Source organism: Corallococcus sp. CA047B (assembly GCF_003612065.1).
Taxonomy (GTDB): Bacteria; Myxococcota; Myxococcia; order Myxococcales; family Myxococcaceae; genus Corallococcus; species Corallococcus praedator.
On sequence record NZ_RAWD01000183.1, the window covers coordinates 1 to 19572 of the forward strand.

Consider the following 19572-nt stretch of genomic DNA (forward strand, 5'->3'; position numbering starts at 1 on the left):
GGGCGCGTCCGTGGGCGGGAAGAGCACGCGGAACACCGTGGCCGGGGGCGGCACCTCGTGCATCGTGGACGGGGGCACGAGCGATATCTGCGCATGGTGTTCGTGCGCGATGCGCCGACAGACGGCGAGGCCCAGGCCGGTGCCGCGCTTGTTGGCGGTGACGTAGGGCTCGAAGATGCGCTCGCGCAGCTCCTCGGGGATGCCCGGGCCCCAGTCCGCCACGTACAGGACGGGAGATGCGCCCTCGTGCGCAAGCCGCACCTTCACCCGGCCCCGGCCGGCCATGGCATCGCGCGCGTTGTTGAGCAGGTTGAGCGTGAGCTGCTCGATGAGCCGCGCGTTGCCCAGGATGGTGAGGTCCTCGGGGGCTTCCACCTCCAGGGAGATGCGCGCCGAGTCCGGGTTGACGCTGAACACCTTCGCCGCCGCCCAGATGGGCGCGGCCAGGGACTGCCGCTGCTGCGGGGCCGGCCGCTCGCTGGCCAGGCGGATGAAGTCGGAGACGATCTGCTCCATCCGCTCCACCTGCGCGAGCAGCAGCTTCAGGGGGCCGCTGGAGCCCCCTTCCTCGGCAAGCAACTGGGCGTACGCCTTCGCGCCCAGCAGGGGCTGGCGCAGCTCGTGGAGGACCTCGGCGGCGACCTGGTGGGTATGGGCGTTGGCGCGCTGCAGGGCCACCGCCGCGAGTCTGGCCGCAGGCAGGTCTCCTGCTTCCAGGGCCTGGAGCAGTTGCGCGAGCGGCGAGGGGGTCTCCATGCCGGGGAGCATGGCGGAGGCAGGTGTTCACGTGCAACGCACCCCCGGCGGGAATCGGTTGACCGCGTCCTCGCTCGCACGGATGCTCGCGGGCACCCTCCAACCGGCGTCCGGACGGCGACGTTCCGCACGCCCGGGTGGCCGGTCCCCCTGTCGCAGAGGTCCGCATGCCGCAGACGAACCCGTTCCACTCGGTGGTGCCCCGGAAGCTGACGGACTCCGAACTCGCCCGCTCCATCCGGCTCAACATCGAGGCGGAGCTGGACGCCATCAACCTCTACGCCGCGCACCTGGACGCGACGGACAACGAGGATGCCAAGGCCATCCTGCGCCACGTCATGGACGAGGAGCGCGAGCACGCGGCCCTGTTCTGGCAGCTCATCGCCCGTCTGGATCCCGCGCAGGCCCAGCACGACCGCGAGGCGTCGCAGAAGTACCGCCTCATCACCACCGGTGCGTCCCACGAAGAGGTGGAGGCGGTGGGCGAGGGCGGCGGCGCGGCCGCCGAGGTGGATCCGGAGCTGCCCAAGCGCCTCACCGTGGGCAGCCTGCGCAAGTAGGAACCCCGGACCCGGAGGCGTCCCGCGTGGCTCCCGGGCGCCTTCAGCCCTGGGTGTTCGGAGTCGGCGGGCCCTGGCGACGCTCGGCCGGGGTGGCTTCCAGGTCCTGCGCCGCCACGTAGACGACGTTCCGGCTGCCGCGCTTGCCCCGGTACATCGCCCGGTCGGACAGATCCAACAGGTGGTCCTTGTCCTGGGCGTGTTCGGGGAAGCTGGCCACGCCGATGCAGGTGGTGAGCTTCAGCGCCAGGCCCTCACGCCCCAGGAACTGGTGGGTCTCCATGGTGCGGCGGATGCGCTCGGCCACCTTGAGGGCGCCGCCGGAGTCGGTGCCGCGCAGCAGCACCACGTACTCGTCGCCGCCGAAGCGCGCCACCACGTCCGGGTCTCGCACGCAGCCCTTGAGCACGCGCGCGGCCTCCACCAGCACGCGCGAGCCCACGAGGTGCCCGTGCGTGTCGTTGATGGTCTTGAAGCGGTCCAGGTCCAGGAAGAGCAGGGAGAAGGGCCGCTGCGTCTGCACGGCCTCGTTCACCTCGCGGTCCAGCACGAGCTGCAGGTAGCGCGTGTTGAACAGGCGGGTGAGGTCGTCCACGTACGCCAGGTCCTCCACGGCGGCGAAGCGGCCCAGGTTGCGCAGGGCCAGCGCCCAGTTGCGCACGAGGAAGCTCACCGTCTCCGGGTGGTGCTCCGGGGGCGCGCTGTCGTGGAAGAGCACCGCGTGGCCCAGCACCGTGTCGCCGTCCACGGCGGGGAAGGTGAGGGTGCGCGGCCAGGGGACCTGGAGCCCGTCGAGCACCGTGGGCTCGCGCGTGGCGGACAGCCGGTCGATGATCACCGGCACCAGCGTGTCGTGCAGGTCCTGGGGCAGTCCGCGCATGCCGTGCGCGCGGAAGCCGGCGGAAGGGTCGCGCTCCAGCAGCATCACCGCGGAGGCGCCGGCCATGGACTCCAGCGCGTCGGAGGTGGCCGTGGCCAGCCGCTCGCGGTCGAGCGTGGTGGCGATCCGTTGTCCCGCCTCCAGGAGCGCGACGTGCTGGCGCAGGGAGGCGTTCTCCCGCATCAGGTCGCGCGTGGTGAGCGCGCGGCGCAGGGCGTGTTGCAGGGCCTCCGGCGCCACGGGCTTGACCAGGTACTCCGCCGCGCCGCTCTTGATGGCGCGCACCGCGGGGGCCACCTTGTCGAGGCCGGTGATGACCACCACCTCCACGCCGGGGTAGCGCTCGCGCACGTGGCGAAGCACTTCCATGCCGTCGCCGCCGGGCAGGATGAGGTCGGTCACCACCGCGTCGAACCGCTCGGCGGAGAGGGCGGCCTTCGCGTCCGCCACGGTGGGCACGGCCGTGACGATGTGTCCCGCGGCCGTGAGGTAGTCGCCGTAGAGGTTGCGGGCGATCTTTTCGTCGTCGACGAGGAGCAGTCGCGCCATGACTGTTCACGGCTTAGCACCAAGCCCTGGAACGCTGCTAGGGTCCCTGGCCGTGTCCCCCTTTGAAAGCGGACGTCGGCTCTGCCTTCTGGTGGAGGCCGGTGAGACTCGCTACGCCGTGGAAGCCACCTCCGTGATGGAGGTCGCCATGCCGGGCGCGCGCGGCACCAGCCTGCGGGGCGTGCTGGAGGTGAAGGACCTGTCCGCGCTGCTCGGCGGGCCGCCCGAGGACGTGCCGGGCATGGTGGTGGTGCTTGATGTCAGCCCCACGCTCGCGGTGCGGGTGCGCTCCGTGGTGGAGGTCGCGGACGTGGCGCGGGATCCGTTCTTCCTCCTGCCCCCGGGGCTCGCGGACTCCCTGGCGCCCTTGAGCCGGGGCGCGGTGCTGCACAAGGACCGGCTGTACCTGGAGCTCATCGTGGAGGCGCTGCCCCACCGGGTGGGCCCCCGGGCTTCGCCGCCCGAGCCCCGGCCCGTGCACTGGACGGACGTGCCCCCGGAGCGGGCCCTGGTGCTGGAGTCGCAGGGCGTGCTGTTCGGCGTTCCGTTGAACAACGTCTCCCAGGTGGTGCCCAAGGGCGTGTCCTTCAGCGTGCTGCCGGTGCAGAGTGGGCCGGTGGCGGGCGTCTACCCGCATGCGCAGGCCCTGTGGCCCATCTGTTCGGTTCCGGCACTGTTGGGGGCGCCCGCGCTGGCGGAGGAATTGTTCGTCCTCACGGAGCTGGCCGGGCGGACCGTGGGGCTGGCGGCCACCCGGGTGCTCGGTGTCCTGCAGAAATTCAAGCCCGCCGAGCTGATGGGCACGTTCAAGGCACCGGGGCTGCCGGATCCCGTGATGTTCCTGGACCTGCAGCGCATGTTTTCTTGATCGGCCGGAAGCGCGAACCCTAAGCTTCTCCGATTGACACAGGGCCGGCAGGCAGGCTTGCTCGCCCGAAATCTCAAACGAATTCAGGGGGGTATGCGCCCCCCGAGGCCGGAGCCGATGCCCAAGAATCTACTGATCGCCGACGACTCGCTCACCATCCGCAAGGTGATCGGGATGATCTTCGCGACGGAAGACTTCCAGGTGACCGCGGTGGACAACGGGCTGGACGCCATCACGCGCACGCGTGAGCTGCGCCCGGACGTGGTGCTTGCCGACGTGATGATGCCCGGCAAGAGCGGCTACGAGGTGTGCGAGGCGCTCAAGAGCGACCCCTCCACCCAGGCCATTCCCGTGCTGCTGCTGGCCGGCACCTTCGAGGCGTTCGACGAGAACCGCGCGAAGGCCGCCCGGGCGGACGACCACATCACCAAGCCCTTCGAGAGCCAGATCCTCCTCGACAAGGTGAAGGCGCTGGTGGGCCAGAAGTCCAACACGATGCCCGCGTCCGCCGCGACGCGCGTGTTCCCGCAGACGGCCGCGCCCGTGCCGCCCCAGGCCGCCGCGCCGCAGCCGCCCGCCGCCGCGCCTCCGGGTGCGCGTCCTCCGGGTCCTGGCGCTCCGCCTCCGGGCGCGCGTCCTCCGGGTCCTGGCGTGCCGCCTCCGGGTGCGCGTCCTCCGGGCCCTGGCGTGCCGCCGCCTCCGGGCATGGCGCGTCCGCCTCCGGGCGCCGTTCCCCCGGGTGCGCGTCCTCCGGGTCCTGGCGTGCCGCCGCCTCCGGGCGCGCGTCCTCCCGGGCCGGGCGTGCCGCCTCCGGGTGCGCGTCCTCCGGGCCCTGGCGTGCCGCCGCCTCCGGGCATGGCGCGTCCGCCTCCGGGCGCCGTTCCCCCGGGTGCGCGTCCTCCGGGTCCTGGCGTGCCGCCGCCTCCGGGCATGGCCGCGCGTCCTCCGGGCCCTGGCGCTCCGAACATCCCGGGCGGGTTCCCGCGTCCTCCCGCCGGGGGCACGCCGCTGCCGCCCTCGCATCCGCCCGCGGCGGTTCCGCCGGCCGCCCGCGCACGGGATCCGTTCGGTCTGGGGGCTCCGGCCGCGGCGCCCGCCGCCGTGCAGGCCCGTCCGGAGAGCATCCGCATCGAGGACTCGCTGCCCGAGCACAGCGGCGCGGAGGAGATCTCGCTCGACATCGGCGGGCCCACGCCGGCCGCCGCGCCCTCGCGCCGTCCCGCGGATGGAGGCGAGGCCCTGCTTCGCGAGGCCCTGTCGAAGGCCTCCCGCGAGGTCATCGAGAAGATTGCCTGGGAGGTCGTACCGCAGCTGGCGGAGACCATCATCCGGCAGGAGCTGGAGCGGCTCATCAAGGACCGCGAGACCCAGCATTGATTCGCAGTCCCCCCTGATTCCCCGCCGGCCCCGTCGGGGGCCGGCCGTCTTCAATGACTGACACGACTGAACTGTCCAAGGCCTACGAGCCCTCCGAAGTGGAGGCGCGGTGGTACAACCACTGGCTGGAGCGCGACTACTTCCGCGCCGAGCCCACTTCCGCCAAGCCGCCGTTCAGCATCGTGCTGCCGCCGCCCAACGTCACGGGCAGCCTGCACATCGGCCACGCGCTCACCGCGACCATCCAGGACATCCTCACGCGCTGGAAGCGGATGAGCGGCTTCAACGCGCTGTGGCTGCCGGGCACGGACCACGCGGGCATCGCCACGCAGATGGTGGTGGAGAAGGAGCTCAAGAAGTCCGAGGGCAAGAGCCGCCACGACCTGGGCCGCGAGGCGTTCCTCGAGCGCGTCTGGACGTGGAAGGGCAAGTACGGCGCTCGCATCGGTGAGCAGCACCGCTACCTGGGCGCGTCGCTGGACTGGAGCCGCGAGCGCTTCACCATGGACGAGCAGTCCTCGGCCGCGGTGCGCGAAGTCTTCGTCCGCCTGTACGAAGAGGGCCTGATGTACCGGGCCCAGAAGCTCATCAACTGGTGCCCGTCGTGCCGCACGGCCTTGAGCGACCTGGAGGTCGAGCACGAGGAGAAGAACGGCTCGCTCTGGCACATCCGCTACCCGGTGAAGGGCACGGACCGCACGCTCACCGTGGCGACGACGCGCCCGGAGACGCTGCTGGGTGACACCGCCGTCGCCGTGCACCCGGACGACCCGCGCTACGCGGACCTCGTGGGCAAGAGCGTGGCGCTGCCGCTCACGGACCGTGAGATTCCGATCATTGCGGACGGCGAGCTGGTGAACATGGAGTTCGGCACCGGCGTGGTGAAGGTCACGCCCGCGCACGACTTCAACGACTACCAGACGGGCCTGCGCCACAAGCTGCCGATGCTGTCCATCCTGGACGAAGCGGCGCGGATGACGAAGGACACCGGCAAGTACGCCGGCGTGGACCGCTTCGAGGCGCGCAAGCAGGTGCTGGCGGACCTGACGGAGCTGGGCCTCCTGGAGAAGGAAGAGCCGCACAAGCTGAGCGTGGGCACCTGCCAGCGCTGCGCCACGGTGGTGGAGCCGCGCCTGTCGCCGCAGTGGTTCATCAAGATCGAACCGCTGGCGAAGCCGGCCATCGAGGCGGTGGAGCAGGGCCGCACGAAGTTCGTCCCCGAGTCCTGGACGAACACGTACTACCACTGGATGCGCAACATCCATGACTGGTGCGTGAGCCGCCAGCTGTGGTGGGGCCACCAGATTCCCGCCTGGTACTGCGCGGCGTGCAGCCCCGCGGGCGAGGAGCGTTCGCTGGACAGCGCGGCGGTCATCGTGTCGCGCACGACGCCGGAGTCCTGCCCGAAGTGCGGCGGCACGGACCTGGTGCAGGACCCGGACGTGCTGGACACGTGGTTCTCGTCCGCGCTGTGGCCGTTCTCCACGCTGGGCTGGCCGCGCCAGACGCCGGAGCTGAACACCTTCTACCCGACGTCCGTCATGGAGACGGGCCACGACATCATCTTCTTCTGGGTCGCCCGGATGATGATGATGGGCCTGCACTTCATGAACGACGTGCCCTTCCGCACCGTGTACCTGCACGCGATGGTGCGCGACGAGAAGGGCGAGAAGATGTCCAAGACGAAGGGGAACGTCATCGATCCCCTGGACGTCATCCTGGGCGCCAAGGTGGACGCGCTCCAGCCTTCGCTGCGCAACCGCTTCCCGCAGGGGATGCCCGCGTTCGGCGCGGATGCGCTGCGCTTCACGCTCGCGTCGCTCACGCAGCAGGGCCGTGACATCAAGCTGTCGATGGACCGCCTGGGTGGCTACAAGGCGTTCTGCAACAAGCTGTGGAACGCCAGCCGCTTCGCCCTGATGAACATGGGCGACTTCAGCCTGGACAAGACGCCGCTGGAGGGCCGCACGCTGACCTTGGCGGACCGGTGGATCCTCTCCCGGTTGCAGAAGGCCACGCAGGAGACGCGCGCGTCGCTGGAGGTGTACGGCTTCGCGGAGGCGGCCTCCACGCTGTACCAGTTCCTGTGGGCGGAGTTCTGCGACTGGTACATCGAGCTGGCGAAGGGCTCGCTGTACGGCGAGGACGCCGAGGCCAAGGACACCACGCGCGCGGTGCTGGTGTACTGCCTGGATCGCATCCTGCGGCTGATGCACCCGTTCATGCCGTTCATCACCGAGGAGATCTGGCAGAAGCTGCCGATGTCCCGGCCCACGGAGAGCATCTGCATCGCGGCGTATCCGGAGCCGGACGCGGCGCGCGTGGATGCGTCCGCGGAAGCGGAGATGGCACCGGTCATCGCGGCCATCGAGGGCCTGCGCACGCTGCGCGGTGAGAGCAACCTGCCGCCGTCCGCGAAGGTGAAGGCGGTGGTGCAGAGCCCGGACGCGACGACGCGCGAGCTGTTGGAGCGCTGGCGCGCGTACCTGATGCCGCTGGCCGGCCTGTCGGAAGTGCTCGTGGGCCCGCCGGGCGCCAAGCCTCCGCAGGCGGCGGCGTTCGTCAGCGGCAATCTGGAGATCTACGTCCCGTTGGCGGGCCTCGTGGATCTGGACGCGGAGCGCGACCGCCTGAAGAAGGAGATCGCCCGCGCCGAGCAGGAACTCACCAGTGTGCAGCGCAAACTGGACAACCCGAGCTTCGTGGCCCGTGCTCCGCCGGACGTGGTGGCGAAGGACCAGGCCCGGGTGGCGGAGCTCCAGGAGCGCACGGTCAAGCTGCAGGATCACCTCCAGCGCATCGCCCCGGAGCCCCAAATGTCCGAGCCCGAGACGCCGTCGCCGTTACCGGTCAGCACCGAGTCCGAGACCTCCACCCTCGCGGCGTCCGAAAGCGCGCACGTGAAGGTGGCCACCGAGCCCAAGGCGTCGAAGGACGACGTGAACCTGGGCCAGGAGCTGAAGGGTGAGATGGAGGCGGAGGCCGCCGGGGAAGCGCCCCAGACCGCCGACCCCGTGGTGGAGGACGCGCTCAACAAGCTGCGCGAAGGCACCAAGGAAGGGCTGTCCGCCGCGGATCACCACGACCTGGGCGTCGCGTACATGAGCATGGGCCTCGTGGACGATGCGATGCGCGAGTTCGACCGGGCCAAGGAGGGTGGCGACACCCGTGAGGCTCCGGAGGCGGAAGGGGCCGTGAAGGCGCCCGGCAAGAAGACCGCGTCTTCCAAGAAGGCTCCGGCGAAGAAGGCGGCGGCCGCGAAGAAGGCCCCGGCGAAGAAGGCTCCCGCGAAGAAGGCGGCGGGCAAGAAGGCCGCGGCGAAGAAGGCTCCCGCGAAGAAGGCGGCGGGCAAGAAGGCCGCGGCGAAGAAGGCATCCCGAGGCAAGCCGGCCGCGAAGAAGGCGGCGGGCAAGAAGAGCGCTGCGAAGAAGGGTGGTGCCCGCAAGGCGCCCGCCCGGAAGACCTCCGCGAAGAAGGCGGCGGGCAAGAAGGCCGGGGCGAAGAAGGCCACGGCGAAGAAGACCACCCGGGGCAAACCGGCGGCCCGCAAGGCCCGTCGGTAGGAGGCGGAAGTGCAGCAGGATTATCTCGATCGGCTCATCGCGCTGTCCCTGGACGAGGACCTTGGCGCGGCGGGGGACGTCACCTCGCTGGCGGTGGTCCCCGCCGATGCGGAGGGCAGTGGGGAGCTGGTCGCGAAGGAGCAGATGATCATCGCCGGCCTGGACGCCTTCGTCCGCGTCTTCCACATGGTGGACGCGGAAGTGGAGGTGGAGGTCCTCAAGCAGGACGGCAACGAAATCAAACCGAAGGTGGTCGCCGCGCGCGTCCACGGCAAGCTGCGTTCACTGCTCGCCGCCGAGCGCACCGCGCTCAACCTGGTGCAGCGCGCGGCCGGCATCGCGACGTTGGCCCAGCAGGCGATGACGTCCGTGCGGGGCTCGAAGCTGCGGGTGCTCGACACGCGCAAGACGCCGCCGGGCATGCGGGGCCTTGCGAAGCACGCGGTGCGCATGGGCGGAGCGTCCAACCACCGCTTCGGCCTCTTTGACGGCATCCTCATCAAGGACAACCACATCGCGGCCGTGGGCGGTGACATCACCGAAGCCATCCACCGCGCGAAGCTGAATGGCCCCCGCCTGGTGAAGATTGAAGTGGAGGTCACCAACTTCAAGCAGCTCGCGGAGGCCATCGCCGCGGGCGCGGACGTCGTCATGCTGGACAACATGGACGACGCGCAGATCCGCGAGGCCGTGAAGCTGACGGCCGGCCGGGTCCCCATTGAAGTCTCCGGCGGCGTCACGTTGGACCGGCTGCCCCGGCTCGCGAAGCTGGGCGTGGACTTCGTGTCGATGGGCGCGCTGACGCACTCGGCGCGGGCCATGGACCTGTCGCTGGAGATCCAGACGACGAAGAAGTCCACGCGCAAGCCCCGCTCGGCGGCACAGGGCTGACGCGGTTCCTCATCTGACGGAATGAAAAGGGCAGGGCGGGCCGGTGGAAACCGGCTCGACCTGCCCTTCCGTCAGGGCGGCGTCCCTACTTCCCGGTGAGCGCCTCCGCGCGCGGCTTGCCTTCCGCCGACGCGGGCATCCCCATCTCCAGCAGCGCGGACAGCGTGGGCGTCACGTCCACCGGATCGATCTCCTGGAGGTACAGGCCCGGCTTCACGCCCTTGCCCGCGAACACCACCGGCACCTGCGTGTCGTAGGAATACGGCGTGCCGTGGTTCGTCCCGCGCGGGTAGTCGCTCACCACGTAGAACGGCTTCGACACGAAGAGCACATCCCCGCTGCGCTGCGGGTAGTAGCCGCGCCGCAGCGGCGCCACCAGGCCTCCGGTGTCCGGCGCCGTGTCCAGGTCGTCCTTCGCCACCGCCAGCACCGTGAAGGGCTGCTTCGCGAGCCACGCGGCCGCCGCCCTGCGCACCGCCACGCCGTCCAGTTGCCCCGACTCCAGCGCCTTGCCGCCCAGGTACACGTCCAGCTCCAGCAGCTTCACCGTCACGTCGGCCTTGAACTTCGCCTGCAGCTCCTGGGCGAGTCCCTTCGCCGCTTCCACCGGGTTGAGCCGCACCGCGGGCACGCCCGCCTGGGCCCAGGCCTCCGCGATCTCCGCGCCGCCATGGTCCGCGGACAGCGCGATGGTCAGGTGGGCCTTGCCTCCCGCCGCGCGCTCGGCGGCGGTGATGAGCTCGCCCATCGCTTGATCCAACCGCAGCAGCGTGTCCTGCATCTCCCACGAGTACGGACCGAACGCGTGGAACACCGCGTCCGTGCCGCTGAAGCTCACCGCGAGGATGTCCGGCACGTCGTCCTTGCCCAGGCCCTCGCCCTCCAGCGCCGCCTTCGCGGACTGCACCAGCAGGTCATGCGAGAGGGGCGACACGCTAAAGACGCGGTACGAACCGGGCCCTGGCGCCTTGAGCCCGCCATTCAGGGCGTGGGGGAACGTGCGGCCCATGCTGTAGGGATCCGGCGGCTCCGTGGCGCGGTCGTCCTCGCCCACGTATTCGGCGCGCGGGCGCAGCAGCTCCCACGTCTTGCTGAAGCCCGCGTCCGCCAGCTTGCGCGCGTTGAACGCCTGCATCCACGCGGGCACCTCCTTCGCGTACCAGGTGCTCGTCACCATCTTCCCGGTGGCCTCGTCGAACCACCACGCCTGGCCCGTCCGCCCGGCCAGCGGAATGGCCGCACGCGCCTTGAACGACAGCGCCACCACCTTGCCCCGGCCTTGCGTGGCCACGCGCAGCCGGTCCGCCAGCGTCTCCGCCATCAGGTTCGCCGGGCTGCTGTCCGCCGTGGGGACGGTGACCCCCTCCAGCACCTGATGCGTCGGGTCCAGGTAGACCTGCACGGCCTGTCCGCTGGCGCGCTCATAGACGTCGTTGTCCACGATGCCGTGGCGCCAGGGGTTCGCGCCGGTGGCCAGCGTGGCATGACCCGGTGCGGTACGCGCCTCCGCGTAGGCATACCGCGCGTAGGGGTAGTACGCCCCCGTGTCGAGCAGCCGGCCCAGACCGCCCGTGAGGCGCGGGCGGTTGCGCAGGAGCAGGTCGCTGCCCAGCGCGTCCACGCTGATGAACAGCGTGAGCTTCGGGGCCTTCGCCTGGGCGGGCAGGGCGGACAGGGCGGACAGCACGGCGAGAGTGGTCAGAAGACGCGACATGGCGGACAGCCTCCCCGGCCGGATGGTCAGAAGCAACCAACATGCGTCCCCACCGCTTGGACACGTCACCCCGCCCTGATATGGGCGGCCCAATGGTCGAGGCACGGCTGCGCGTCATCTACGGCGACACGGATCAGATGGGGGTCGTGTACTACGCGAACTACTTCCGCTACTTCGAGTTCGCGCGCAGTGAGTTCTTCCGGGCCCACGGTGGCAGCTACCGCGAGCTGGAGAGCACCGGCCTGCTGCTGCCCGTGGTGGAGGCGAGCGCCCACTACAAGGCCTCCGCGCGCTACGACGACCTGCTCGTCATCCGCGCCACGCTCAGCGAGCTGCGTCATGCGTCGCTCGTATTCACCTACGAGTTGCTGCGCGACGGCGAATCGCCCACGCTCTTGTGCACCGGCCGCACGATGCACGCCTGCGTGGGGCGCGACGGCAAGCCCCGGCGCATGCCCGAAGCCCTCTCCCGACTGAAGGCCCTGGACGCTGGCTGAGCCCAGGCCCCTGATTTCCCATCCCGAATTTCCCGAACGAGGAGCACCACAATGGATCGCAACCTGGCAATGGAGGTCGTGCGCGTCACCGAGATGGCGGCCATCGCCTCCGCCCGCCTCATGGGCCGCGGCAACAAGAACGAGTCGGATCAGGTGGCCGTGGACGCGATGCGGCGCGCCTTCGACGCGCTGAACATCGACGGCACCGTCGTCATCGGCGAGGGCGAGCGCGACGAGGCGCCCATGCTCTACATCGGCGAGCGCGTGGGCCGCCGTGAGCCGGGCGCCCCGGAGGTCGACATCGCGTTGGATCCGCTGGAGGGCACGAACCTCTGTGCCTACGGCCGCCCGGGCTCCATCTCCGTCGTGGCCATGTCCAGCCATGGTGGCCTGCTCAACGCGCCCGACACGTACATGGAGAAGCTCGCCGTGGGGCCGCGCGCCAAGGGCGCCATCGACCTGACCAAGTCCCCCACGGAGAACCTGCGCGCCATCGCGGAGCGCATGAAGGTCTACGTGGAGGACCTGACCGTGATGACGCTCGACCGTGAGCGCCACGCCGACCTCATCAAGGAGGTCCGCGCCGCGGGCGCCCGCGTGCGGCTCATCGAGGACGGCGACGTGGCGGGCGCCATCGCCACCTGCTTCGAGGGCACCGGCGTGGACGTGCTGATGGGCATTGGCGGCGCGCCCGAGGGCGTCATCGCCGCGGCGGCCATCCGCGCCACCGGCGGGGACATGCAGGGCCGGCTGGTGCCCCGCAACCAGGGCGAAATCGAGCGCGCGAAGAAGATGGGCATCACCGACATCCACAAGATCTACTCCGCCGAGGAGCTGGCCAAGGGCGAGGTGATGTTCGCCGCCACGGGCGTCACCACCGGTGACTTCCTCAAGGGCGTGCGCTTCTTCGGCGGTGGCTGTGAGACGCACTCCGTCGTCATGCGCAGCAAGACGGGCACCGTCCGCTTCATCCAGTCCGTGCACAAGTTCGACAAGAAGCCGGGCTACGCGCTGTAGCCTGCCCCCTTCTCACCAGGAGACACCGTCATGGCCGGCGCCACGCGCACCATCACCATCAATGCCCCGATCGAGAAGGTCTTCGACATCATCACCGACTACGACCGCTACGCGGAGTTCCTGTCGGAGGTGAAGAAGGTCTCCACCTCGCAGCGCCAGGGCAACACCGTCCAGGTCCACTACGAGGTCGATGTGGTGAAGACCATCCGCTACACCATCAAGGTCACCGAGGAGCGCCCCAAGCGCATGTCCTGGACCTTCGTGAACGGCGAGGTCATGAAGGACAACAAGGGCAGCTGGACCCTGGAGCCCGACGGCGAGGGCAAGACGCGCGCGACCTACAACGTGGAGATGGCCCTGGGCATGCTCGTGCCCAAGGCCATCGTCAACGGGCTCGTGGACAACCAGCTCCCCAAGATGCTGGACGCCTTCAAGCGCCGCGCGGAAGCCCCCTGAAGTCCGTCCGTCCTTGACGGATTGCGTCAAAAGCCGCCTGCCTGTCTGTTTCCCGGTGCGACGTTCGTCGTGCAAGGAGCAGGGAGGCAGGCGGGCGCTTTTCGGCTGGAACCGTGCCGCGAATGCCCTCGAGGGTCACCTGAGACGGGTTGGGTTGCGGCGCGGCTCGGGCGTATTAGGATCAGGCAATTTTTGAACGTCCGCTGGGTTTCCCATGACATCCGCGCCACGGTTGCTCTGGCCGGGATGTCGGGAGGTGGACGAGCAGCCATGCAGAATCACGGCGGCGCACCCATGAAGAAACAGGGGTTCTTAATTTGCATCAAAGAGAAGTGGAAGTGGTAAGGGGGCGGGACGGCGGGCGTACATCGGGGTACGTAGGCTGAGGGAGAGACCGAACCCATGCTCGACGCTTTCATTATCGAAGAGATCAAGCGCCGCGAGCGGCTTCGCCGCGAGGATTACGAGCGGCCGGTGGTGGAGCTTCCACTGCCTGTTCCCGATGACCGTCCCCACCGGAGGACGGACACCGAGGAAGACAAGCCGTCGCGAGGCGTTGTCGTCATCGACCTCTGACGCCCCCCATTCCCGTGGCCCCCAGGCCACGGCGTGTCCCGAAGCCCACGGTCGGACCGTCCTCCAGACAGTCCTCCGCGGGCTTCTTGCTTGCGGGGAAGCAGCGACGCCGCAGCGTCCCTAGCCCGGGGCCAGCAGCAGCAGGTGCCGGGGGTGGTAGACTTCCCACATCACCGTCCCCTTCTGGTACGGGTTGTAGGGCTGGCACGCCAGGAGGACCTTCTGGCGCCATTCCTCGGGCAGCGCGCCCTCGCCGTGGAAGGCGCCCAGCAGCGCTCCGGTGACGGCGGCGTGGACCTCCGTGTCGCCGCCCCGGTGGATGACGTCCAGGAGCGCCGCCTGCGCGGTGGGCACGTGGATGAGTTCCCAGAAGGCCAGCCGGAAGGCGGCCCGGACCGCGTTGTTGCCGGGGCGGTGCAGGTGCAGCTCCGGGCCGTAGAGCTGCGGGTCCTTCTGGGCCGCCAGGGCCAGGTCCTCGCGCAGGAGCATGGAGGCGCGGGCCACCTCCTGGACGAAGTCCGGCTCCTGCCGCGCCAGGGCGGCGCCGGCCAGGGAGATGCCGGTCTCCGCGGCGGGCAGCAGGTCCTCGGGCTTGAGGTTGGGGCCGCCCGTCATCGCCTTGGCGATGGCGGCGCACAGCCCCGCGCTGGCGAGCTGGCTGCGCGGGTCGAAGTGGGTGAGGGCGGTGTCCTCCATGGCCGCCTGCGCCAGGGCGAAGGGGTCCTTTGACAGCAGGACGCCCAGGGGCACCACGCGGGCCAGGGCGCCGGCGTTGGCCACGCGGCGGAAGTTCTTCTGCCAGACGCGCTTGCCGGCGCCCCGGACGGCGTTCGCCAGGCCCGTGTCGCACTCCTCCAGGACCTCCTTCATGGGGTCGCTGACCGCGAAGGCGTGTGCCTGCCAGGCCCGGTAGCGGCGCAGCGCGTCCGCCGCGTCATAGCGCTTCATGTCGCGCAGGCTGAGCGCCAGCGCCACGGCGAGCTGGGTGGGTTCGCTCACCTGGCCCTTCTTCAGCTCATGGGGGCCACCGCCGTGCAGGTCCTGGTAGGGGCCCACGGCGAGCTCCGGGAAGGCCGGCGCGTAGAACGGCCGACCCGCCGTGGGGATGGCCAGGGCGTTGCCCACGGCCAGGCCCATGAGGGCGCCCCGGGCACGCTGGCCGGGAAGGGGGTCCGGGCCCGTGGCGCGGCGCTTGGGAGGAGGAGGCATTCGGCGGTTGGACACTGTAGCAGTCCGGAGTGCGAGCGCGCTTGCCCGTTCCCGCCGTGCCTCGTAGAACCGGCGCCCTATGACCGAGATCGCTCAAATCCTGGCGCGTGAAGTGCTCGATTCCCGTGGCAACCCGACCGTGGAGGCCGAAGTCCTCCTGGTGGGTGGCTCTCGTGGCCGTGCGACGGTGCCCTCCGGCGCCTCCACCGGCGAGCACGAAGCGCACGAGCTGCGGGACGGGGACAAGCAGCGCTACCTGGGCAAGGGCGTGCTGAAGGCCGTGGACCACGTGCGCGACACGATTGGCCCCGCGCTCGTGGGCATGGACGCCGTGGACCAGGTGTCCCTGGACGCGCGGATGATTGAGCTGGACGGTACGCCCACCAAGGCGAAGCTGGGTGCCAACGCCATCCTCGCCGTCTCCATGGCCGCCGCGCGCGCCGCGGCGGACGCGCACGGCCTGCCCCTGTACCGCTACGTGGGCGGCCTCCAGGCGCGCACGCTGCCCGTGCCGCTGATGAACATCCTCAACGGCGGCGCGCACGCGGACACCCGCGTGGACGTGCAGGAGTTCATGGTGGTGCCCGCCGGCGCGAAGTCCTTCGCGGAAGGCCTGCGCTGGGGCGCGGAGGTGTTCCACGCGCTCAAGAAGATCTTGAAGAACCGCAAGCTGGCCACGGGCGTGGGCGACGAGGGCGGCTATGCCCCGGACCTGCCGGCCAACGAGGAGGCGCTCAAGCTCATCATGGAGGCCATCGACGCGGCGGGCTTCAAGGCGGGCGAGCAGCTGTTCCTGGCGCTGGACGTGGCGGCCAGCGAGTTCTTCGACAAGGGCTCCAAGAAGTACAAGCTCAAGGGCGAGGGCAAGGAGTACGACTCGCAGGGCCTGCTGGAGTACTACCGGGGCCTCGCGCAGAAGTACCCCATCATCTCCATCGAGGACGGGATGGCGGAGGATGACTGGGAGGGCTGGAAGAAGCTCACCGACGCGCTGGGCAACCAGGTGCAGCTGGTGGGCGACGACCTCTTCGTGACCAACGTGGAGCGCCTGGGTCGCGGCATCCAGACGGGCACGGCGAACTCCATCCTGGTGAAGGTGAACCAGATTGGCACGCTGACGGAGACGTTCGACGCCGTGCGCATGGCGCACAAGGCGGGCATGACGTCCATCATGAGCCACCGCTCCGGCGAGTCCGAGGACACCACCATCGCGGACCTCGCGGTGGGCCTGGACTGCGGGCAGATCAAGACGGGCTCCGCGTCGCGCTCCGACCGCGTGGCCAAGTACAACCAGCTGCTGCGCATCGAGGAAGAGCTGGGGGCCGGCGCGCGTTACGCGGGCATGTCCGCCTTCCGCTCCTTCGCGAAGAAGAAGTGACCGTGAGCTCCTCCCGCCCCCGCATCCTCGTCTCCAACGACGACGGCTACTTCTCCGAAGGCATCCAGACGCTCGTGGAGGCGGTGAGCCCCCTGGGCGAGGTGTGGGTGGTGGCGCCCGACCGGGAGCAGAGCGCTGCCTCCCACTCCATCAGCCTGCACCGGCCGCTGCGCATCAAGGAGGTGCGCGAGCGGTGGTTCTCCGTGGACGGCACCCCCACGGATTGCTCGTATCTGGCGATGAACCACTTGCTGAAGGACAATCGTCCCCAGCTCATGGTCTCCGGCATCAATCACGGCGCGAACCTCGCGGACGACGTCATGTACTCCGGTACGGTGGCGGCGGCCATGGAGGCGGCGTTCCTGGGCGTGCCCGCCATCGCGTTCAGCCTGGTGACGCGCGGTCCGTTCGACTTCAAGCCGGCGGGCCGCTTCGCGCGCTCGCTGGTGGAGGAGGCGCTGTCGCGGCCCCTGCCGCCCCGGATGCTCCTCAACGTGAACATCCCCGGGGGCGTGGAGCCGGACGGCTACGTCATCACCACGCAGGGCCGGCACTCCTACGGCAACAACGTCGTGGAGAAGGAAGACCCGCGCGGCCGCAAGTACTACTGGATTGGTGGCACCGAGTACGCCCACCAGGACATTCCGGGCAGTGACTGCAACGCCGTGCTGGACGAGAAGCGCGTGTCGGTGACGCCGCTGCACTTCGAGATGACCGACCACGGTCGCATCCCCGAGCTGTCGGGTTGGAGCCTCAAGGGCTTCACCCGGCACGAGTCGGGCGGTGCCTGAGGTTGGAGACACGCGGCTCCAGCCGAGCGGGAAGGGCGCTCTGGGTGTTGCTCGCGGCCGTGCTGTTGGGCGGCTGCGTGGGCACCCGGGCGGCGTCCTCCCCGGGCCTGGAGACCGCGGGGGCCCTGCCCGAGTCTCCCGGTAGCGGCAAGCCGCTGGCGTTCGCGCTGCGGCCTTCTCACGAAGAGCCGGAGCTGGTGTCCGTGCGCCACCGCGTGGCCGCGGGCGAGACGATGTACCGCATCGCCAAGACGTACGGCATCACGGTGGAAGAGCTGTCGCTGGCCAACGGCATCAAGGACCCGAAGGAATTGTCGGTGGGTCGGGAGCTGCTGATTCCGGGCAGCGAGCGGCCACAGTACGGGGACCCCGGGCCGCTGTCCGACGAGGAGCCGGAGCTGGTGCTGACGAAGCCGGGGCAGGCGCCGGTGTCCACGCCGCGCCGCTCGGGACCGGTGGTGACGCGCAAGGAGGATCCGCCCCGCGCGCGCGTGGTGTCGGGGCGGCCGGGCGCGCCGTCGCGTCCGAAGCTGGCCACGCAGGGGCTGCTCGACTGGCCGTTGCGCGGCGTGCTGTATGGCCGCTTCGGCAAGAAGGGCCGCGAACCGCATGACGGCATCGACCTGGCGGCGCCCGCGGGGACGCCCATCAAGACGGCGCAGGCGGGCACGGTCCTCTACGCGGGCGAGCAGAAGGGCTACGGCCTCATCGTCATCGTGGAGCACTCGTCCACGTTGATCACCCTGTACGCGCACAACCGGGACCTGCGCGTGCGCACGGGACAGAAGGTGCGCCGCGAGCAGGTCATCGCCACGGTGGGCGAGTCCGGCCGCACGTCCGGCCCGCACGTGCACTTCGAGGTGCGCGTGGACGGCAAGCCGGTGGATCCGCTCGAGTACCTGGGCGTGATGCCGCCCGCTTAAGTCGCTTCCGGCGTCGCGCGGGCCGGGTAGCCGCCGGACTGGCGCGCCCGCTCGCGCACCAGGGCCAGGGTGCTTTCGCACAGGGGCATGGGCCTGCCGACGAGCTGCCCCAGCTCCACGACGGCGCCCAGCAGGGCGTCGATCTCCATCGGGCGGCCGCGCTCCAGGTCCTGGAGCATGGAGGTCTTGTGCGCGCCGACCTGGGAGGCGCCCTGGATGCGCTGGTCCACGTCGATGAGGAAGCGGGTGCCCAGGGCCTCGGCCACGGCCTGGGCCTCCACCATCATCGCTCGGGCCACGGCGCGCAGGTCCGGCTGCCGGGCGAGGACGTCGAGCGTGGCGCCGGTGAGTACGGACAGCGGGTTGAAGGCGAGGTTGCCCCAGAGCTTCACCCAGATTTCATCGCGGATGCGCGGGCGCACCGGGGACTTCAGGCCCGCCTTCATCATGAGCTGCGAGAGGGCCTGGATGCGCGGGCTCTTGCTGCCGTCCGGTTCGCCCAACGTGACGCGGTCGTTGTACGTGTGGACGATGACGCCGGGCGAGACGACCTCCGCGGCCGGGTACACCACCGTGGCGATGACGCGCTCCGGGGGCAGGGTGCGCAAGAGCACGCCGCCTGGATCCACGCTCTCCACGTGGCGGCCTGCGTAGGGACCCTCGAGCCCGTGGAAGTACCAGTAGGGCACGCCGTTGATGCCGGTGACGAGCGCCGTCTCCGGGCCCAGCAGCCGGGCGATTTGCGGTGCGGCGGCGGGCAGCGCGTGGGCCTTCAACGTGAGGAACACGTAGTCCTGCGGTCCCGCGTCGTCGGGGGAGTCGGTGCAGTGCGGTCGCACGGTGACCGTCTCGCCGCCGCTCGTGAGGGTGACGCCGTTCGTGCGCATCGCGTCCAGATGGGCCCCCCGCGCGATGAAGGTGACGTCCGCGCCGGCCTGGAGCAGCTTGACGCCAAGGAAGCCGCCGATGGCGCCCGCGCCGAAGATGGCGATCCTCATGACGTGAGCCCCAGCCGCTCCGCCAGCCCGATGCGCTGCACCTTGCCGGTGGGACCCTTGGGCAGCTCCGTGAGGAGCACGATGCGGCGGGGCACCTTGAAGTCGGCCACGCGCGCGGAGACGAAGTCGCGCAGCTCGCGCTCGGTGGCGTGCTGGCCCTCGCGCAGCACGACGGCGGCGGCCACGTCCTCACCGAGCTTCGGATGGGGCAGGGCGAACGTGACGGCCTGCTGCACGGCGGGATGATCCAACAGCACGGTGTCCACCTCCAGCGGGCTCACCTTCTCCCCGCCGCGATTGATCAATTCCTTGAGCCGGCCGGTGAGCCGCAGGTAGCCCTCCGCGTCGAGCGTGCCCTGGTCCCCCGTGCGAAACCATCCGTGCGTGAAGGCGCGCGCATTGGCTTCGGGGTTGTTCACGTAGCCCGCCATGACGTTGGGGCCCCGGATGACGACTTCACCAAGGCCCCCAGGAGGCAACAGCGCGCCTGTGTCGTCCATGATGGCGACCTCGGGGCCTGCGGCCCGTCCCACCGAGCCCACGAGACGCGTAGTAATCTCGTATGCCGT

Annotated in this window: 17 protein-coding genes and 1 pseudogene; 12 read left to right on the forward strand and 6 right to left on the reverse strand. The window is 70.2% G+C overall.

Features of this window, described 5'->3' with window-relative positions:
* Window positions 1-756, reverse strand: a pseudogene (gene sinK / locus D7X74_RS25630) (hybrid histidine protein kinase/response regulator SinK); the annotation flags it as partial.
* A gap of 167 nt (window positions 757-923) precedes the next feature.
* Here sinK and D7X74_RS25635 point away from each other — a divergent pair.
* Window positions 924-1316, forward strand: coding sequence for a demethoxyubiquinone hydroxylase family protein (locus D7X74_RS25635; RefSeq protein WP_120535630.1), 393 nt, complete (start codon window positions 924-926; stop codon window positions 1314-1316).
* A gap of 43 nt (window positions 1317-1359) precedes the next feature.
* On the opposite strand, the gene D7X74_RS25640 is transcribed toward D7X74_RS25635, so the two are convergent.
* A complete protein-coding gene (locus tag D7X74_RS25640; protein WP_120535631.1) occupies window positions 1360-2745 on the reverse strand; it encodes a diguanylate cyclase in 1386 nt (461 codons plus the stop codon).
* 52 nt (window positions 2746-2797) lie between these two features.
* Between D7X74_RS25640 and D7X74_RS25645 the strand changes: the two genes are divergently transcribed.
* The 4 genes from D7X74_RS25645 to nadC all read left to right on the forward strand — a co-directional run bounded on the left by D7X74_RS25645 (window position 2798) and on the right by nadC (window position 9444).
* Window positions 2798-3613 carry a chemotaxis protein CheW gene (locus tag D7X74_RS25645; protein WP_120535632.1) on the forward strand — a complete coding sequence of 272 codons (816 nt, stop codon included), beginning with the start codon at window positions 2798-2800 and terminating at the stop codon, window positions 3611-3613.
* Between the two features lie 117 nt (window positions 3614-3730).
* Window positions 3731-4990 (forward strand): PleD family two-component system response regulator, encoded by a 1260-nt coding sequence (locus tag D7X74_RS25650; protein WP_120535633.1) that lies wholly within the window; start codon window positions 3731-3733, stop codon window positions 4988-4990.
* Between the two features lie 53 nt (window positions 4991-5043).
* Window positions 5044-8553: a valine--tRNA ligase gene (locus tag D7X74_RS25655; protein WP_120535634.1), complete on the forward strand. Its 3510-nt coding sequence runs from the start codon at window positions 5044-5046 to the stop codon at window positions 8551-8553.
* A gap of 9 nt (window positions 8554-8562) precedes the next feature.
* Window positions 8563-9444, forward strand: coding sequence for a carboxylating nicotinate-nucleotide diphosphorylase (gene nadC / locus D7X74_RS25660; protein WP_199732654.1), 882 nt, complete (start codon window positions 8563-8565; stop codon window positions 9442-9444).
* Window positions 9445-9529: 85 nt separating this feature from the next.
* Here the strand turns inward: nadC and D7X74_RS25665 are convergent, their stop codons facing one another.
* Window positions 9530-11158, reverse strand: coding sequence for an alkaline phosphatase family protein (locus D7X74_RS25665; RefSeq protein WP_199741894.1), 1629 nt, complete (start codon window positions 11156-11158; stop codon window positions 9530-9532).
* A gap of 92 nt (window positions 11159-11250) precedes the next feature.
* Between D7X74_RS25665 and D7X74_RS25670 the strand changes: the two genes are divergently transcribed.
* From D7X74_RS25670 to D7X74_RS43715, 4 genes are all read left to right on the forward strand, one after another.
* The gene (locus tag D7X74_RS25670; RefSeq protein ID WP_120535636.1) at window positions 11251-11655 is read left to right on the forward strand and encodes a thioesterase family protein; all 405 of its coding nucleotides are present in this window, start codon (window positions 11251-11253) and stop codon (window positions 11653-11655) included.
* A 51-nt stretch (window positions 11656-11706) separates the two neighbouring features.
* Window positions 11707-12672 (forward strand): class II fructose-bisphosphatase, encoded by a 966-nt coding sequence (gene glpX / locus D7X74_RS25675; protein ID WP_120535637.1) that lies wholly within the window; start codon window positions 11707-11709, stop codon window positions 12670-12672.
* A gap of 30 nt (window positions 12673-12702) precedes the next feature.
* Complete coding sequence (locus D7X74_RS25680; RefSeq protein WP_120535638.1) at window positions 12703-13128, forward strand: type II toxin-antitoxin system RatA family toxin; 426 nt, start codon at window positions 12703-12705, stop codon at window positions 13126-13128.
* Between the two features lie 402 nt (window positions 13129-13530).
* Window positions 13531-13704 carry a hypothetical protein gene (locus D7X74_RS43715; protein WP_167508779.1) on the forward strand — a complete coding sequence of 58 codons (174 nt, stop codon included), beginning with the start codon at window positions 13531-13533 and terminating at the stop codon, window positions 13702-13704.
* Window positions 13705-13824: 120 nt separating this feature from the next.
* On the opposite strand, the gene D7X74_RS25685 is transcribed toward D7X74_RS43715, so the two are convergent.
* On the reverse strand, window positions 13825-14913 hold the full coding sequence (locus D7X74_RS25685; RefSeq protein WP_120535639.1) for an ADP-ribosylglycohydrolase family protein: 1089 nt from the start codon (window positions 14911-14913) through the stop codon (window positions 13825-13827).
* A gap of 79 nt (window positions 14914-14992) precedes the next feature.
* Between D7X74_RS25685 and eno the strand changes: the two genes are divergently transcribed.
* From eno to D7X74_RS25700, 3 genes are read left to right on the forward strand one after another with little or no spacing between them, the layout of a single operon-like run.
* The gene (eno, locus tag D7X74_RS25690) at window positions 14993-16291 is read left to right on the forward strand and encodes a phosphopyruvate hydratase (RefSeq protein ID WP_120535640.1); all 1299 of its coding nucleotides are present in this window, start codon (window positions 14993-14995) and stop codon (window positions 16289-16291) included.
* 2 nt (window positions 16292-16293) lie between these two features.
* Window positions 16294-17082 (forward strand): 5'/3'-nucleotidase SurE, encoded by a 789-nt coding sequence (surE, locus tag D7X74_RS25695; RefSeq protein ID WP_120535641.1) that lies wholly within the window; start codon window positions 16294-16296, stop codon window positions 17080-17082.
* 44 nt (window positions 17083-17126) lie between these two features.
* Complete coding sequence (locus tag D7X74_RS25700) at window positions 17127-18005, forward strand: peptidoglycan DD-metalloendopeptidase family protein (RefSeq protein WP_120535642.1); 879 nt, start codon at window positions 17127-17129, stop codon at window positions 18003-18005.
* Here D7X74_RS25700 and D7X74_RS25705 read toward each other — a convergent pair.
* Together D7X74_RS25705 and D7X74_RS25710 are read right to left on the reverse strand one after the other, a co-directional pair.
* Window positions 18002-19003: a 2-dehydropantoate 2-reductase gene (locus D7X74_RS25705; RefSeq protein WP_120535643.1), complete on the reverse strand. Its 1002-nt coding sequence runs from the start codon at window positions 19001-19003 to the stop codon at window positions 18002-18004. The two genes, D7X74_RS25700 and D7X74_RS25705, sit on opposite strands and share 4 nt — an antisense overlap.
* The coding region (locus tag D7X74_RS25710; protein ID WP_147446676.1) for an AMP-binding protein at window positions 19000-19572 on the reverse strand (573 nt) is incomplete at its 5' end. The genes D7X74_RS25710 and D7X74_RS25705, both read right to left, overlap by 4 nt.